At 67.0% G+C, this 17,202-nt stretch carries 7 protein-coding genes; 5 read left to right on the top strand and 2 right to left on the bottom strand.

What is annotated here, in order from left to right; genetic code table 11:
• Window positions 1-834 (bottom strand): hypothetical protein (locus CHC09_RS40310; protein WP_218827187.1); only part of this gene is annotated, 834 nt, incomplete at its 3' end.
• A 155-nt stretch (window positions 835-989) separates the two neighbouring features.
• Window positions 990-1,304: a hypothetical protein gene (locus tag CHC09_RS46930; RefSeq protein ID WP_179277484.1), complete on the bottom strand. Its 315-nt coding sequence runs from the start codon at window positions 1,302-1,304 to the stop codon at window positions 990-992.
• 93 nt (window positions 1,305-1,397) lie between these two features.
• Between CHC09_RS46930 and CHC09_RS46925 the strand changes: the two genes are divergently transcribed.
• The 5 genes from CHC09_RS46925 (at window position 1,398) to CHC09_RS40280 (ending at window position 17,126) form a co-directional block, all read left to right on the top strand.
• Window positions 1,398-1,535, top strand: coding sequence for a hypothetical protein (locus tag CHC09_RS46925; protein WP_179277483.1), 138 nt, complete (start codon window positions 1,398-1,400; stop codon window positions 1,533-1,535).
• Window positions 1,536-1,555: 20 nt separating this feature from the next.
• Window positions 1,556-4,255, top strand: a complete 2,700-nt coding sequence (locus CHC09_RS46920; RefSeq protein ID WP_179277482.1) for a polymorphic toxin-type HINT domain-containing protein — start codon at window positions 1,556-1,558, stop codon at window positions 4,253-4,255.
• On the top strand, window positions 4,252-4,722 hold the full coding sequence (locus CHC09_RS40295) for a hypothetical protein (RefSeq protein ID WP_143232843.1): 471 nt from the start codon (window positions 4,252-4,254) through the stop codon (window positions 4,720-4,722). The genes CHC09_RS46920 and CHC09_RS40295 overlap by 4 nt, the downstream gene beginning before the upstream one ends.
• A 250-nt stretch (window positions 4,723-4,972) precedes the next feature.
• Window positions 4,973-11,311 (top strand): carboxypeptidase regulatory-like domain-containing protein, encoded by a 6,339-nt coding sequence (locus CHC09_RS40285; RefSeq protein ID WP_239138762.1) that lies wholly within the window; start codon window positions 4,973-4,975, stop codon window positions 11,309-11,311.
• A 484-nt stretch (window positions 11,312-11,795) separates the two neighbouring features.
• A complete protein-coding gene (locus tag CHC09_RS40280) occupies window positions 11,796-17,126 on the top strand; it encodes an RHS repeat protein (protein WP_244911629.1) in 5,331 nt (1,776 codons plus the stop codon).
• The last annotated feature ends 76 nt before the right edge of the window (window positions 17,127-17,202 follow it).

Raw genomic sequence — 17,202 nt, 5'->3', positions numbered from 1 at the left:
TTCCCGTAGCCTGGGCAGATCCTCCGCAGGCGGGGAAGCGAGTACCGCCAGCAGTTCGCTGCGATCGGCCGGTGAGAGTGCCCGGGCCAGTGCCGAGATCCCCCGGCCCGTTCCGCGGCCGTGCCGCAGGGCGTCAAGGGCGAGCGGGGCGGCCTCCGGCAGCACGGCGGTCAGCGCCGGCAGCACCTCGGCGCGGGCGTTGCGGCTGAAGGCCGTCACCATCGGCAGCAGTCGCCGGGCCTCGTCCGGGCTGAGATGCGCGACCCACTCGTTCTCCAGCACGCGGGCCATCGTCCAGTCGTCGGGGGCGACCGTTCGAAGGAGCGCGAGGGCGGCGGAGCGCACCTCGGCGGGCAGCACCGGGATCCAGGACCGGAGTCCCTGGATCGCGCGCTGCGGGTCGTCGTCGGCGAGCAGCAGACGCCCGATCCGGCCCGCTTGTCCGGCGGAGAGCAACGGCCGGAGTGGGGTCATGGAGCTGACATCCCGCTCACCGGCCTCGGCTTCCCCGAGCAGCTTTTCGATCAGTTCCGCCTGCTGCTCCCGGGGGAGCCGGGGTGCCAATGTGATCAGCAGATCGGTCGGGATGCCGGCCGGCTCGGTGAACGCGGCCAGGTGTCGTGCGTCCAGGTACGGAGACAACTCGGCGATCAGGATCTCGCGAGACCGCTCGTCGGACATCTCCACGGCGAGGTCCCAGACCCGGTCCAGTTGCCCGGAATCCAGATGAGGCACCAGGCCGATGATGGCGAAGGTGCGGTTCCGTGGCCCCGCCTCGGCCAGGGCCGACTCCAGCAGTGCGTCCACAGTGATCGGAACGGAGCGTGGCGGCACGGCGATCATCATGCCGGAGCGTCGGATCGTGTGCTGCGGCAGAAGCGTTGCATAGTTGATCTTGAGTACCTACGGTTGCCGATGGTAAACGCCGTGGATCACGGGATCGGCGATGCTCTTGTGCTGCGAACCTGCTGCGTCGCGCGGCTGCAGCGTCACTTCTCGACGCGCCGAGCATGCATCCGGGTCGAACCCCATGAATCAGGGCGTCGGCCGTCCATCCTGTCGACCTCTGTCTCGGAGTGTTGTGTGAGATCACCAGTGCTCGCCGGTTCGCCGCCGGCGAGAAAGTCCATGTTCAAGAGACGTACAGCCAGATTTGCGGCGGGTCTTGTCGTCGCGTTGTTCGTCGGTCTCGCTGAGACGCCGGAGGCGTCGGCGGCACCGAAGCCGTACTCTCCGGGATCGGGTAAGCCGGTGCCGGAGGTTCCGGTGAAGGCTGCGAAGATCGCCTCGGAGCCGAAGGCCAAGGAGCCGCCGTCGGCGTCGAAGCGGCCGGCGCCGAGTTGGCCGAAGGCGGCCGGTGCGATTCTGGATGTGCCCGCGGCGGGTGCTCCTCCGGCGTGGGCCGATGGTCTGCCGGTGCGCGGTCGGCTCAGCCGGGGCCGGCCCGTGTTCAGGTCGAGGTGCTGGACCGTAAGGCGACCGATCGTGCCGGGGTCCTTGGCGTGCTGCTGCGCCTGGCCGCGCGGATGGTGTGACGGCCGCGGGCAGGGCCCGGGTGACCCTGGACTACAAGTCGTTCGCGACCGCCTACGGTGCGGACTGGTCGAGCCGTCTGCGTCTGGTGACCCTGCCGGCGTGTGCGCTGTCCAGACCCGAGCGCGCCGAGTGCGCGGTGAAGCCGCTGGACTCGGACAACGATGTGGCGGCACAGACCGTGTCGGCGGAGGTCGCGGTCGCCGGCGTGTCGACGCTGATGGCGGCCACGGCGGCGGCCTCCGGTCCGGCGGGTGACTACTCGGCGAGCACGCTGAGCCCGTCGTCGACCTGGTCGGCCGGCGGCAACAGCGGTGCCTTCACCTGGTCGTACCCGCTGCGCATTCCGCCGTCGCTGGGCGGCCCCGCCCCGCAGCTGGGGCTCTCGTACTCGTCGCAGTCGGTGGACGGCCGGCACGCGGCGTCGAACAACCAGCCGTCCTGGGTCGGCGAGGGCTTCGAGGCCTCCGCGGGCGGGTTCGTCGAGCGCCGCTACATGTCCTGCTCACAGGACATGAACAAGGACGCGAACAACGACAAGAAGACCGGTGACCTGTGCTGGGAAACCGACAACGCGACGCTGTCGCTGGCCGGCCACTCGGGCGAGCTGATCTACAACGCCACCGAGAAGCGCTGGCACCTGCGCGGCGACGACGGCACCCGGATCGAGCGCAAGACCGGTGCCACCAACGGTGACAACGACGGTGAGCACTGGGTGGTCACCAGCGCCGAGGGAATCCAGTACTGGTTCGGTACGAACCGCCTGCCCGGCTGGACGGCCGGCAAGCCGGTGACGAACTCGGCGTTGACCGCTCCGGTCTTCGGCAACGACCCGAGCGAGCCGTGCCACGCGACCGCGTTCAAGGATTCGGACTGCGTCCAGGCGTGGCGCTGGAACCTGGACTACGTCGTCGACCTCTCCGGGAACTCGATGTCCTTCTGGTACCAGAAGGAGACCAACAAGTACGGCCGCAACCTCGACGAGGACGACGCCGCGTCCTACGACCGGGAATCCTGGCTCGAGCGCATCGACTACGGCACGCGCAAGATCAGCGGCGTCGACTCGGTGCTCGGCACCCTCGCACCGATGCGAGTCGACTTCACGGTGGCGAACCGGTGCCTGACCGACTGCGACACGCACAACGCGACGAGATGGCCGGATGTGCCCTGGGACCAGGAGTGCACCGGCGACAAGTGCAAGGACGACTTCTCGCCGACGTTCTGGTCCACGAAGCGGCTGGCCGGCGTCACCACGCAGGTGCGTAACGGAAGCACCTACCGGAATGTCGACCGGTGGACGTTCACGCACACGTTCCCGGACCCGGGTGACGGCACCCGCGCCGGACTGTGGCTGTCGAAGATCTCCCACACCGGCCTGGTCGGCGGCAGCATCACCCTGCCGGACGTGGAGTTCACGCCGGTGCAGATGCCGAACCGGGTGGACCGGATCGGTGATCATTCGGCGGCGATGAACTGGATGCGGGTCTCCCGGATCCGTACCGAGTCGGGTGGGTCGGTCAGCGTCGTCTACTCCGCGCAGGACTGCGAGGCGGACGGTCCGAAGCCGGACCCGGCGACGAACACCCGGCGCTGTTACCCGGTGCGGTGGGTTCCCGAGGGCTACGAGGAGCCGGTCACCGACTGGCTCAACAAGTACGTGGTCACCTCGATCTACGAGAGCGACAACACCGGCGGCGCACCACCTTCGGGTAGCCCGCGAGTGGTCTACAAGTACGACTACTACGACGGCGCGGCCTGGCACTACGCCGACGACGACGGCGTCGACAGGGCGCGCGGTGAATTCCGGGGCCTCGAATGGTGCGACGGATGGTGTGAATACGACACCATCAACATGATCTTCAATGCCTGCGCCATGGAGTACGTCAAGTGCAGCGACAAGTACATCGCGAAGGTGCAGTTCGACCGGATGGTCGCGATGTGCATCGACATCGGCTGCGGCAACAAGGGTGGCAAGGCCAAATACAAGACCAGTAAGAAGGCGGCCTACAAAAAACTCCGCGACGAAGCCCTCGATGACGACGACGAGGAAACGTGCGATGTCGGTTGGTTCAGCTTCGGTGCCGACACCGAGGTCCTCATGGCGGACGGCAGCACCAGGAGGTTCGCCGAGCTGAGGGCCGGCGATGAGGTCTTGGCCAGCGATCCCGAGACGGGTGAGCAGGGGGCGCACCGGATCGACGCGATCTGGGTCCACGACGACGACCTCTACGAACTCGGGGTCGACGGCGAGCCGATCGTGACCACCGAGGATCATCCCTTCTGGAACGAGACCGATCGGGACTGGCAGGACGTCGACGACCTGGACCAGGGCGATCTGCTCCGTACGCCCACCGGCACGGCGCGGGTCACCGCATTCCGCCCCGGGACGCTGGGCTGCGCCGCCGCCTACAACCTGACGATCGACGGCCTGCACACGTACTACGTGCTGGCCGAGGATGTTCCGGTTCTCGTTCACAACTGCAAGGGCCGGTACAAGTCGGCTGACTGGCAGCACATCTTCAATCGCCATGCGGCGAGCAGTCGCTGGCCCGGCAAGGGCAAGTTCAAATCGGACAACGCCATCACGATTCGCCGGCAGGTCGAGGATGCCCTGCGTTACGGCGACCGCAAGTCCAACGGCCTCAAGGGTGGCCATCTTCATGAGTATGAAAGGATCATCACTGCGTTCCCGATCAAGATCGGAGGGACGAGCGTCCCGTGATAACGGTCGATTACGTATTGTCCGGCGATCCCCTGGTGACACGCGACGAGCGGTCTTTCGATCTCGCCAAGACCGATTTGACCGACCTCTGCTACTCCTGTTTCGGCGGAGACCTCACGCTGAAGATCGCTGGTGTCGACTTCAGTATCGTGACGGGTGACGGCGTGCAGATGCTCGACTTCGCGGTGGGCTTCTTCGGGGCGAGTCGCTCGGTGGCCAAGGGTGAGAGTGTGCGCGTCGACTTTGCTGGGATGGCCGACGAGATCTACCTCGCGCCCGCGGGCGAGAAGGTCAGGGTCGGCTCCAACTATGTGGAAGACGTAGCCGAGGTTCGGGCGAGTGAGTTGTCGTCGGCCGGCCGTGAGCTGCTGACGAAGCTGATCGTCGAGCTGCGGGGGAAGTATCCGGCGCTCGCCAGGAACAAAGACGTCAAGAAGCTCGCTGCCCGGGTGAATCTGACGCTGTGAGGTGCGTGCGGCTGACGGATCAGCGTCGACCGCGATAGCGCGAGTGGTGCCCGGCCCCAGGCCGGGCACCAAGTTTTCTGCGAGGCGTCCACCTCGGGCGCGGCGTGCCCGTCGTGATCGCGACGCTCCGACGGGCCTGTGGCGGCGCTGATATGCATATGTGTCGTTATTATGGCGCGCTTTACATCCGTGATCGTGGTTGTCTACAGTCCATGATCAACTGGCATTTTTCGATTACGGGGTAGGCTTGATGAGTTCTGTCATCGTGCCGTCTTACCAGCGTGTGGCCGCTGTGGGCGTTGCCGCGCTGTTAACTTCGGGACTTTCTATAGTGGCTTTGCCGCGGGCTGCTTCGGCGGCTGAGGTGAAGCCTTCGGCGTGTGTGCGGGAGCAGGCTGATCCGGTCGCGGCGCGGCGGATGGTCGATGTGTGTAAGGCTCCGGTGGAGATTCTCTCGGAGCGGACCGAGTATGCGCAGTTGTTCCTGAATCCGGACGGGACGAGCACTCTGCAAGAGAGTGTGGAGCCGCAGCGGGTGCGTCAGGGTAAGAGCTGGGTGCCGGTCGACACGACACTACGACGCGGTGTGGGTGGTTTCTCCCCGCGTGCGGCGGTGCTGCCGATGACGTTCTCCGCCGGTGGGGACACCCTGGTCGGCAAGCTCGGCACCGGTTCGAAAGAGATCGCGCTGCGCTGGACGAAGAAGCTACCGGCACCGGATCTGCGGGGTGACACCGCGACCTACCGCAACGTGCTGCCGGACGTCGACCTGCAGGTCACCGCGTCCGCGACGGGCTTCTCCGAGGTCCTGGTCGTGCACACGCGTAAAGCGGCCGCGAATCCGCAGCTCAAGTCGTTGTCATTCGGCTTGAACACCAAGGGTGTCACGATGAGCCCGGCCGCCGGCGGCGGTCTGCGCGCGCGTGACAGCAAGGGCGCGGATGTGTTCACCGCCCCGGCACCGTTGATGTGGGACTCCTCCGAATCGCCGGAGCAGCAGGCGCTTCGGACGCCGACTGCCGCCCCGTCCGAGAGCCAGGGCACTACCGCGGATCCTCGGGGTGAGTTCGCTCGTCGTGCGGTGATGCCGGTCAAGGTTGCCGGTGGTGCGGTGACGATCACGCCGGACAAGGCGATGCTGACCGATGCGCGGACGAAGTTTCCGGTGTTCATCGATCCGTCGGTGACCGGTGGTATTTCCGGTAACGCGTGGACGTCGGTGTGGAGTAAGTATCCGACGAAGTCGTTCTGGCAGAACTCGACGGCGTTGACCGACAGTGCGATCACCGGCTCCGCCGGCGTGGGTCGGACCGAGGACTGTGTCGGCTGCGCGGATCACATCATCCGGTCGTTCTTCCGGATGGACACCTCGAAGGTCAAGGGCAAGGTTTCTGCGGCGCAGTTCAGTATTGAGCAGCGCTGGTCGTGGACGTGTAGCCCGGCCAGTAACGCGAAGGTGTGGCAGACCGGTGCGATCTCGTCGGCCACGACGTGGAAGAACCAGCCGACCTGGTATTCCAAGACCGCGCAGGTGTTGGGTAACCGGAAGTATGGTGCGGTGCACGGGTGTAAGGGGCCGGGCACGATCGAGTTCAACGTGACGAACATGGTCACCGCCGGCGCCAGCTCGGTCACCCTCGGTCTGAAGGCGATCGATGAGGGCACCAAGAACCAGTGGAAGCGGTTCAAGCACTCCACCGCGAAGCTGTCGGTCACCTTCAACCAGGACCCGACCGCACTCGCCGACCGTAAGTCCGACGGCGGGGCCTGCGTAGTCGGTGCGAGCCGTCCGTGGGTACTGCGCACCGACGGGGTGAAACTGACCGGTTTCCAGCAGGACCCGGACCTGCCCACGAGCCTGACCACCTACTTCTACTGGTGGGCCAAGGGCGGCGCCCGCAGTGAGAGCAACCGGGTGTCGCAGGCCAACGGGAACAAGGCCACGGTGACCGGGACGATCCCGAACGGCAAACTCGTCGACGGCACCACCTACGTCTGGCAGGCCAAAACCTCCGACGGCACCACCGAGACGTGGTCGGGTACGTGCGAGTTCACGGTCGACAAGACCCCACCACCGTCCCCGGGTGCGATCACCTCGACGGACTATTCGGCGACCGCCCCGAGCGGTGGTGTCGGTCTGGCGGGCACGTTCAAGGCCGCTATCCCGGCCATCCGTAAGGAAGACGTTGTCGGGTATGTGTGGACGCTGGACGCGGGTGAGTATCTGGCGGCGAAGCCGGCGACGATGAACGCCGACTACAGCGCGACCCTGTCACTGGCCCCGGCCCACGACGGCATCAACACCCTGCGGGTATGGGCCAAGGACCGGGCCGGCTGGTACTCCGCAACACCCGCCACCTACACGTTCACCGTGCGGGGCGGAACCGGCCCCGCCGCGGAATGGATCTTCGAGGAGGCCGCCGGCACTACCACCGCCGCCGACAAGCAGCTCCACGGCAACACCCTGACCTTGGGCGGGGACGCGACCAGGTCGCCCGGGCGCGGCAGCACCGAAGGCGGCGCCCTGTCGCTGAACGGCACCACCGGCTTCGCCGCCACGAGCGGCCCGGTCACCTACCCGCACCCGGACACCAACGCGACCACCCCGGTCCGGACCGATGCCACGTTCACCGTGACCGCGCGAGTCAAACTGACCGCTACCGGCGGGACCGGGCAGCGTGTCGCGGTCGCCCAGAGCGGCAGTCGGACCTCGGCGTTCACGCTGGGCTACTCCGGCAGTGACAACAAGTGGCGTTTCGCGATGGCCGGGACGGACACCGACGGTGTCGCCTATGTCCAGGCGTTGTCGACCGCCACGGCGACGGCAGGTAAGTGGGTGCATCTGGCCGGGGTCTACGACTCCTCGACCAAGAAACTGACCCTGTACGTCAACGGTGTGGCACAGACGACCGCGACGCTGACCGGTGGGTTCAACGCCACCGGTCCGCTGACTGTCGGTAAGAGCCGGGTGAGCAGCGCCGACAGCGGTTTCTTCAACGGTGACATCGACGACGTGCGGGTCTACGCGTTCGCGGAGACCGCGACCAAGCTCATCGAGTCCGCCATGCCGCTGCAGCCGGCGATCACCTTCCCGGGCGAGTCGCAGGTGTGGGCGGGTGAGTCGCTGGCGGTCAAGTTCGACGCCGGTGGCGACACCAACGTCACCAAGTTCCGCTACAGCATCGACGGCACCGGCCTGGGCACCACCGTCAACGCCGATGTCCCCGGTGGAACGGCGACGGTCAACATCGCCGTCGGTACCACCACCGGTGTCCGTCCGATCTACGCGGTCGGCGAGGACAGCCTGCGGGTCGGACCGATGAAGCCGGCCCAGTTCAGCGTGCACGGCGCGGACCTGTCCGGCACTGTTCTGGACGCCGCTACCTGGCTGGGCACCGCGGGTGCCACGGTCACGCTGCAGCCTGGTGGCTACACGGCCACGACGGAGGCCGACGGTGGCTACAAGTTCGAGAACCTGCCACGCAACAACTACACGATCAGTGCCGCCTCCGGTGGCCGCTGCGGTATGGCTGGCACCCAACCGTTCCTGATCGACAAGCAGGGTCTGACCCTGGAGTTGTATCTGCGTCGCAAGAAGGACGAGGCGAACCACACCTGTCTGGAGCGGACCACGACGTTCGCGACCGGGACGACGGTGCTGTCGCTGACCGGTGATGACGCGGTCACCCCGGTGACTCTGCCGTTCGCGTTCCCGTTCTACGGCGGCGCGTACCGCACCGCCTGGGTTGACACCAACGGTGTGCTGTCGTTCACCGACCCGGGTGGGTCGCACCCGTACACCGGCACCAACGACCTGGTCACCGCGGCCAACTCGATCCCGGTCATCGCCGCCTACTGGGACGACCTGGTCGTCGACGCCTCCGCCAGCGTGCGGACCGCGGTGATCGGTACCGGCGGCAGCCAGCAGGTGTTGATCGAGTGGCGCAACGTGTACCGCAAGGCCAACACCGCCCAGCGGTTGAGTTTCGAGGTCACCCTCGGGCTCGACGGCACCGTGACGACCAACTACAGCGGCATGGACAACGCCGCCGAGCAGGGCGACAACGCCCTGGTCGGGATCGTGGCACCCGCCGGCGACGACGTGTTCGTCTACTCTGCCGGCGACCCGGTCCTGACCAATGGCAAAGCGATCGTGTTCACCCCGGACGGCGCTACCCAGCTGGAGGTCCACAACCTCACCGGCAAACTCACCGACCAGGCGGGAGCCGCAGTCGCCGGACTGAACGTCACCCTCGACCCCGGCGGCCTGACCGCTACCACCGCAGCCGACGGCACCTACTCCTTCACCGGAATCGAAGCCGACAGCTACACCGTGGTCGCCCGCAAACCGGCCCGCTGCGGCAGCGCCGCCGAAGCCGTTGTCGATCTGTCCATCGACACCGTCTACAACCTCAAACTCGGCCCGGACTACGGCGACATCGGCTACGCCTGCAACACCGGCACCGCAACCTGGATCGCCGGGACAACGACGGTTCCGCTCACCGGCAACGGCGTGCGCGCCAACGTGCAGCTCCCGTTCCCGGTCCGTTTCCACGGCGACACGTTCACCGGCGCGTCCGTGTCCGATGACGGCTACGCCCAGCTCGGCTCAGGATTCCTGCTGCCCTTCTGGACCGACTTCACCGTCGACAGCTCGGCGGGAGTCTGGACCCAGTCCGGCGGCACCGCCCCGAACCGTACGTTCGTCATCGAATGGCGCAACGTGCTGTTCACCGGCACCACCGAACGGGTCACCTTCGAGGTGGTCATCCACGAGGACGGACACTTCGTCTACCAATACGGCTCCGGTGGCACCACCGACCGCCAGAAGGGCAGCACAGCGCAGGTCAGCCTGCAGGCAAACGGCCTGGCGACGTACTATTCGGCTTCCAGCCCCGTCCTGACGCCGAACAGCTCGCTCACTTACACACCCGCCCCGGTGGGTGTCATCAGCGGGGTCCTCACCCAGACGGAGACCAACGAGCCGATCGCCGGAGTCACGATCACGCTGAACCCGGGTAACCGGACTGCGACAACGGCCGAGGACGGCAGCTACGGCTTCACCGACGTACCGGTCGGCAGGTACACCCTCCAGGCCGTCGGGGGAGCCGACCTGTGCTGGGGGTCTTACGCCTCGGCAAAGGTCTCCAAGGCGTTCCTCAACGAAACCGTGGACCTGTCGGTCAACCCGCAGAACGACTACTACTACAACTGCACCACCAGCACACAGGACTTCACCCATGCGGCCGACGTGCAACAGGGCTGGACCGGCGACGACGAGACGTGGCGGACCCAACTGCCCTTCCCGATCAAGCTCTACGGCGAGTCCTACAAGACCGCCTGGGTCAGCAGCAACGGCATGATCGCATTCCAGGTGCCCGAGGAGGGAATTCCCGCACCTGAGAACGCGACGCGTGACCGGGAGAGCTCAGTGTCGGTCTTCTACGACAACTGGGTCGTCGACAGCGAAGCGGCGATCGCCATCGAGGCGACCGGTTCGGCACCGGACCGGCAGTGGACCGTCGAATGGCGCAACGTCCACGCCGCCGGCGACCCCACCACCCGGGTCAGCTTCGAAGCCACCTTCGACGAGTCCGGCGGCATCACCTTCAACTACGAAGGGATCAACTCCGCGAACCTCCGCGAACGAGGCAGCAGCGGTTCCGTCGGGATAGCCTCCTTCTGGGACTACGACCTCGGCCAAGGAGCGACATACCTCCGCTACCTTGACGGCGGCGACATCCTGGCCGACAACCTGAGTGTGCACTTCACACCCGCCGCCACCGAGAACTCCATCAGCGGCACGGTGACATGTGACGATGCTCCGGTAGACGGCGCCACGGTGACGGCGGCAGGGCAGTCCGCCACCACCGGCGCCGACGGCACCTACCAGCTCGACGGTGTTCCGACCAAGTACTGGGCCGTCTTCGCCACACAGCCCTCGGGCCCGTGCGTGGGAACCGGCTCCGGAACCGTCAAGCTGGGCAGATTGCCAGGCGTGCAGGATTTCAGGTGGGAGGCCAGCGCGGCCGACCCCATGGGATACACGATCAGCGAAGTGCCGAACGCCTACGTTCCGGTCGGTGCCGACAAGGTTCTACCCATCGGCGAGAACGGGTGGGCGGAAATTGACATGCCGTTCCCGATCACCGTTTTCGGCGTCGTGCGTGAGCGCGTCTCCATCGAGGAGTGGGGCGCCTTCGAGTTCGGCAACACGTATAACGGAGAGTTCTTCTACGAAACCTATCTCGAAGTGCTCTCGGGCCATTGGAAGGTGGACGACCAGGCCAGCGTGCGGACCGAGGTTCGCGGTACCGCGCCGAACCGGCACTTCGTCATTGAATGGAACAACGTGATGAGGGATGGTGATCCAGGCACCAGGACCACCTTCCAGGCGACCATCGACGAGACCGGCGGCTTCACCACCGCCTACCCCGACAACGACGGCTCGTTCTACCTCAGCGGCGGCGACGCGCTCATCGGCCTCTCGGGTTACGACGGGAAGGGGTACCACTGGAATGACTACGGCGACCGTGAGCCTCTCCTGCGCCCGGGATACGGCCTGCGATTCGAGCCGGAGGCGTCCTGACTTCGACCGGCTTGTGGTCCAGCACCACGGCGTCGGCCGGCGGATGACCCCCGCCACCGCCGCCTGATCCATCCGTAACGACAACCACCGAGGGCCGAAGCCCGGCCCTCGGTGGTTGTCGGACTGGCTCGTCGAGCTGATCCGGGTCCCGGCCTTTACATCCGCAACTGTCACTGCCTAGAGTCCATGATCAACTATCACTCTTGGATCACGGGGTAGAGCTGGTGGACTCCTTTGTCGTGCCATCTGGTCATCGCGTGGCCGCCTCGAAACCTCCCATGATGGCTCTGCATCATGCTGCGGCGAGGCCTCCCCGATCACGTCCCTCCGGGCAACGGCGGCAAGCTGTTCTCCCGTGTCCAGGACGCGACCTGCGGATGACCTCCGCGGTCACCGGCTGATTCATCCGAAACGCCATCACCGAGGGCTGGGTTCGACCCAGCCCTCTGTCCGTCCCTACCCATCACCAGCAATGGAGTATCAGGTGAGTTCACCTGTTCCCGCCGGCTTGCCGCCGGCTCGGAGATCCCTGTTCAAACAACGTACCGTCCAACTGGCGGCGAGCCTGGTCGTCGCGTTGTTCCTCAGTTTGGCCGAGACGCCGGAGGCTTCGGCGGCGCCGAAGCCGCATTCCCCGCCGTCGGCGAAGCCGGTGCCGGAGGTTCCGGTGAAGGCGGTGAAGACCGCGCCGGCGGCGAAGGCCGGGCAACCGGCGCCGGCGTCCAAGCGTCCCGCGCCGAGCTGGCCGAAGGCGGCCGGCGAGATCATCGACGTGCCGGCCGCGGGTGTGCCCGCGGCGCAGGCGGAGGTCCTGCCGGTGCGGGTCGGGCAGCCGGCCCGGTCGGCGGCCGCGCGGTCGGCACAGCCGGGGCCGACGCGTGTTCAGGCCGAGGTGCTGGACCGGAAGGCGACCGATCGTGCCGGGGTCCGTGGTGTGTTGCTGCGCCTGAATCGCGCGGATGGTGTCAAGACCGCGGGCAGCACCAGGGTGACCCTGGACTACAAGTCGTTCGCGACCGCCTACGGTGCGGACTGGTCGAGCCGGTTGCGCCTGGTCACGCTCCCGGAGTGCGCGCTGACCACTCCCGGGAAGGAGGGGTGCGCGGCCACTCCGCTGGAGTCCGACAACGACCTGTCGGCGCGGACCGTGTCCGCGGACGTGGCGGTCTCCAACATGTCGACCCTGGTCGCCGCCACCGCGGCGGCGTCCGGTCCGGCGGGCGACTACTCGGCGAGCACCCTGAGCCCGTCCTCGACCTGGTCCGCCGGCGGCAATGCCGGCGGGTTCACCTGGAGCTACTCGATGCGCACGCCACCCGCGCTGGGTGGCCCGGTTCCGAACGTGGGGCTCTCGTACTCGTCGCAGTCGGTGGACGGCCGGCACGCGGCGTCGAACAGCCAGCCGTCCTGGGCCGGTGAGGGCTTCGACGTCGCCGCGGGTGGCTTCGTCGAGCGTCGTTATCACTCCTGCGCCGAGGATATGAACGGCTCGGCGAACAACGACAAGAAGACCGGTGACCTGTGCTGGGAGACCGACAATGCGACGGTCTCGCTCGCCGGTCACGCCGGTGAGCTGATCTACAACGCCACCGAGAAGCGCTGGCACCTGCGCGGCGACGACGGTTCCCGGGTCGAGCGCAAGACCGGTGCCACCAACGGTGACAACGACGGCGAGTACTGGGTACTGACCACCACCAACGGTGTTCAGTACTGGTTCGGCGTCAACCGCCTGCCCGGCTGGACGGCCGGCAAGCCGGTGACGAACTCGGCGTTGACCGCTCCGGTCTTCGGCAACGACCCGAGCGAGCCGTGTCACGCGACCGCGTTCGCCGACTCGGACTGCGTTCAGGCGTGGCGCTGGAACCTGGACTACGTCGTCGACCCGTCCGGGAACTCGATGTCGTACTGGTACCAGAAGGAGACCAACAAATACGGCCGTAACCTGAAGGCCGACGATGCCGCGAGCTACGACCGTGAGTCCTGGCTGGAGCGCATCGACTACGGCACGCGCAAGATCAGTGGCACCGACTCGGTGCACAACACCCTTGCTCCGATGCGGGTCGACTTCGCCGTGGCGAACCGGTGCCTGAGCGACTGCGACACGCACAACGCGACGAAGTGGCCGGATGTGCCGTGGGACCAGTCCTGCACCGGCGACAAGTGTGAGGACGACTTCTCGCCGACGTTCTGGACCACGAAGCGACTGGCCGCCGTCACCACTCAGGTCCGCGACGGCAGCGAATATCGCAACGTGGATCGGTGGACGCTGACGCACACGTTCCCGGACCCGGGTGACGGCACCCGCGCCGGGCTGTGGCTGTCGAAGCTGTCGCACGCGGGTCTGGTCGGTGGCACCGCCACGGTGCCGGATGTGGAGTTCACGCCGGTGCAGATGCCGAACCGGGTGGACCGGATCGGTGATCATTCGGCGGCGATGAACTGGATGCGGGTCTCCCGGATCCGTACCGAGTCGGGTGGGTCGGTCAGCGTCGTCTACTCCGCGCAGGACTGCGAGGCGGACGGTCCGAAGCCGGACCCGGCGACGAACACCCGGCGCTGTTACCCGGTGCGGTGGGTTCCCGAGGGCTACGAGGAGCCGGTCACCGACTGGTTCAACAAGTACGTGGTCACCTCGATCTACGAGAGCGACAACACCGGCGGCGCACCACCTTCGGGTAGCCCGCGAGTGGTCTACAAGTACGACTACTACGACGGCGCGGCCTGGCACTACGCCGACGACGACGGCATGACCAAGAAGAAGTTCAAGACCTGGTCGGACTACCGGGGGTACGGCCGGGTCGGCGTCACCGTGGGCGATCCGGGCGAGCAGACCTACACCGAGACCCGCTACTTCCGGGGCATGAACGGTGACCGGCTCAACGCCGACGGCGGCACCAAGCCGGTCAGCGTCGACGGGATCGCCGACGAGGACTGGTTCGCCGGCATGACCCACGAGAGCACGACCTTCAACGGTCCCGGCGGCGCGGTACTGTCTCGCGAACTTGCCACCCCGTGGGCGTCGGCGGCCACCGCGACACGCACGCTCAACGGCGACACGGTCTCCGCCCGGTTCGTCGGGACGGGTACCAAGGCGACCCACGTGACCCTCGACGGCGGCCGTGGCGAGCGGGTGACCAAGACGGTCACCACCTTCGACGCCTACGGCATGCCGGTGACCGTCGAGAACCTGGGTGTGGACGGCGTCGACGGCGACGAGCAGTGCACCAGGAACGATTACACCCCGCGCAACACCACCGCCTGGCTCATGGACCGGGTCCACCGGGTTCAGTCGTACGCGGTGAAGTGCTCCGCAGCCACGGGCACGCTGACCGAGGACAAGGTGCTGGGGGAGACCCGCACCCTCTACGACAACCAGGCCTTCGAGGCGACGCCGGCGAAGGGCCTGGTCACCCAGAGCCAGGCGAGTACGGCCTGGAACAGCGGTGCGCCGACGTTCGCCGTGCTGGGCAAGACGACCTACGACGCGCACGGCCGGCCGGTCTCCGTCACGGACGAGCTGGGTTACGCGACGACCACCACGTACACGCCCGCCACGGACGGGCCGGTCACCTCGACGCTGACCAAGAACCCGTTGCTGCACGAGACCACCGCGACGCTGGAGCCCGCCTGGGGCGTGGCGACGTCATCCGTCGACGCCAACGACAAGCGGACCGACAGCGTGTACGACCCGCTGGGCCGGGTCACCGCGGTGTGGAAGCCGGGCCGGGTCAAAGGCACCCACACGCCTGACGCCAAGTACCGCTACGAACTGAACACCGACGCCGCGTCGGTGGTCGAATCGTCGGCCCTGAACTCCAAGGGCGAGTACAACACGATCTACGACCTCTTCGACGGCTCGCTGCGGAAGCGTCAGACGCAGGTGAAGTCGCCGGCGGGCGGCCGGGTCATCAACGAGATCTTCTACGACAGCGCCGGCCGGCAGGTGCTGACCTTCGGCTCCTATCACACCACCGGCGACCCCGGTGGCACGCTGCTGACGGCCACGGACCGGGCCTTCGTCGCCAACCAGAACCGCACGGTCTACGACGGGGCCGGCCGAGTCGTCGCGAACGTCTTCCAGCCCTATGGTTCCGAACGCTGGCGGACCACGACCGCCTACGGCGGTGACCGCACCGACGTGACCCCACCCGCCGGTGGCACCGCGACGTCCGCGGTGCTCGACGGGCGTGGCCACACGGTCGAGATGCGCCAGTACCACGGGGCCGTGCCGACGCCCTACACCCCGAACAGCTGGGACGCCACGACGTACAGCTTCAATCGTCGTGGCCTGCAGGACAAGGTCACCGACGTGCTCGGCAACGACTGGACGTACGAGTACGACTTCCGGGGCCGGGCGATCGAGGTGGACGACCCGGACCGCGGCATCACCACCTACACCTACGACAACGCGGGCGACGTGCTGACCACGACCGACGCACGCGGGAAGAAGATCGCCTTCGAGTACGACAGCCTTCGTCGCAAGCGTGCCGCCTACGACAAGGTGGCCGGCGGCGTCCTGCGCGCCCAGTGGATCTACGACACCGTCGCCAAGGGGCAGCTGTCCCAGTCGACCCGGTTCGTCGGCTCGGCCCCCTACCAGGTCAAGGTCCTCGACTACACCGACAGCTACCAGCCGGGGAACACCCAGATCATCATTCCGGACAGCGAGACGGGGCTGGGCGGCACCTACAACTACAACAACACCTACAACCTCGACGGCTCGGTCAAGTCGACAAGCATCCCGGACACGAACACTGGCCTGCAGCCGGAGACGCTGTCCTTCGGCTACGACGAGTTCGGTCACCCCACCACGCTCGACAGCCTCTACGGCTCGCAGAACCTGTCGTACATCGCTGGAGCCGATTACAACGCGCTCGGCGAGCTCGACCAGATCGACAGGCACACCGGTGCCGGCGGTCACGTCTTCACCGCCTACACCCGCGACGAGGCGACCGGCCGGCTGACCGGCATCCGCACCGACCGTGACCAGGTGGCGCCGTTCATCCTGAGCGACATCACCTACCAGTACGACCCGGCCGGCAACATCACCAGCTCCGCCGACGCCGCACCCGGCCAGGCCGAGAGCCAGTGCTTCACGTACGACTACCTGCGCCGGTTGACGCAGGCCTGGACGCCCACCAGCGGTGACTGTTCCGGGACGCGGTCGGCCACCGAGCTAGGTGGTCCGGCGCCGTACTGGCACAGCTGGGAGTTCGACAAGATCGGCAACCGCACGAAGGAGGTCGTGCACTCGTCGTCAGGTGACGCCGTCACCGACTACACCTATCCGACGTCCGGAGCGACCGCGGTACGCCCGCACGCGGTGTCCAGCATGTCCGGTGCTCGTACCGGCAGCTACACCTATGACGCCATAGGGAACACGCTGACCCGGCCGACCTCGTCCGGAGCCCAGACCTTCACCTGGGACGCCGAGGGTCACCTGGAGACGGCCACCGACAGCACCGGGCAGACCAGCTACATCTACGACGCGACGGCAACCGCATCATCCAGCGAGATCCCACCGGACGCACCCTCTACCTCCCGGGGCAGGAGATTCGCTACACCACCGGCACGGCGAAGACGAGCTGCATCCGTGATTACGGCTTCGCCGGCTCGGTCGTCGCCACGCGCAACCCATCCGGGCTCTTCTGGATGGCCGGCGACCACCAGGGCACCTCGTCCGTGTCCGTCAACGCCGCGACGCAGCAGGAGACCGTCCGCCACCAGACCCCGTACGGAACGGCTCGCGGCGCCACGGGGGCATGGCCGAACACCAAGGGTTTCGTCGGCGGAACGAACGACACGACCGGCCTGACCCATCTGGGCGCCCGCGAATACGATCCCGTCGCCGGGCGCTTCATCTCCGTCGACCCGTTGCAGGATCTCGCCGA

Origin of the sequence: Actinoplanes regularis (assembly GCF_900188005.1) — a bacterium.
Taxonomy (GTDB): Bacteria; Actinomycetota; Actinomycetes; order Mycobacteriales; family Micromonosporaceae; genus Actinoplanes; species Actinoplanes regularis.
Note: the sequence above shows the minus strand (reverse complement) of the source record. Positions and strands in the feature narration are given on the sequence as shown.

What these genes read in the sequence shown, in the direction of transcription:
- CHC09_RS40285 (WP_239138762.1), top strand. Translation starts at nt 4,973, where the DNA reads ATGAGTTCTGTCATCGTGCCGTCTTACCAGCGTGTGGCCGCTGTGGGC.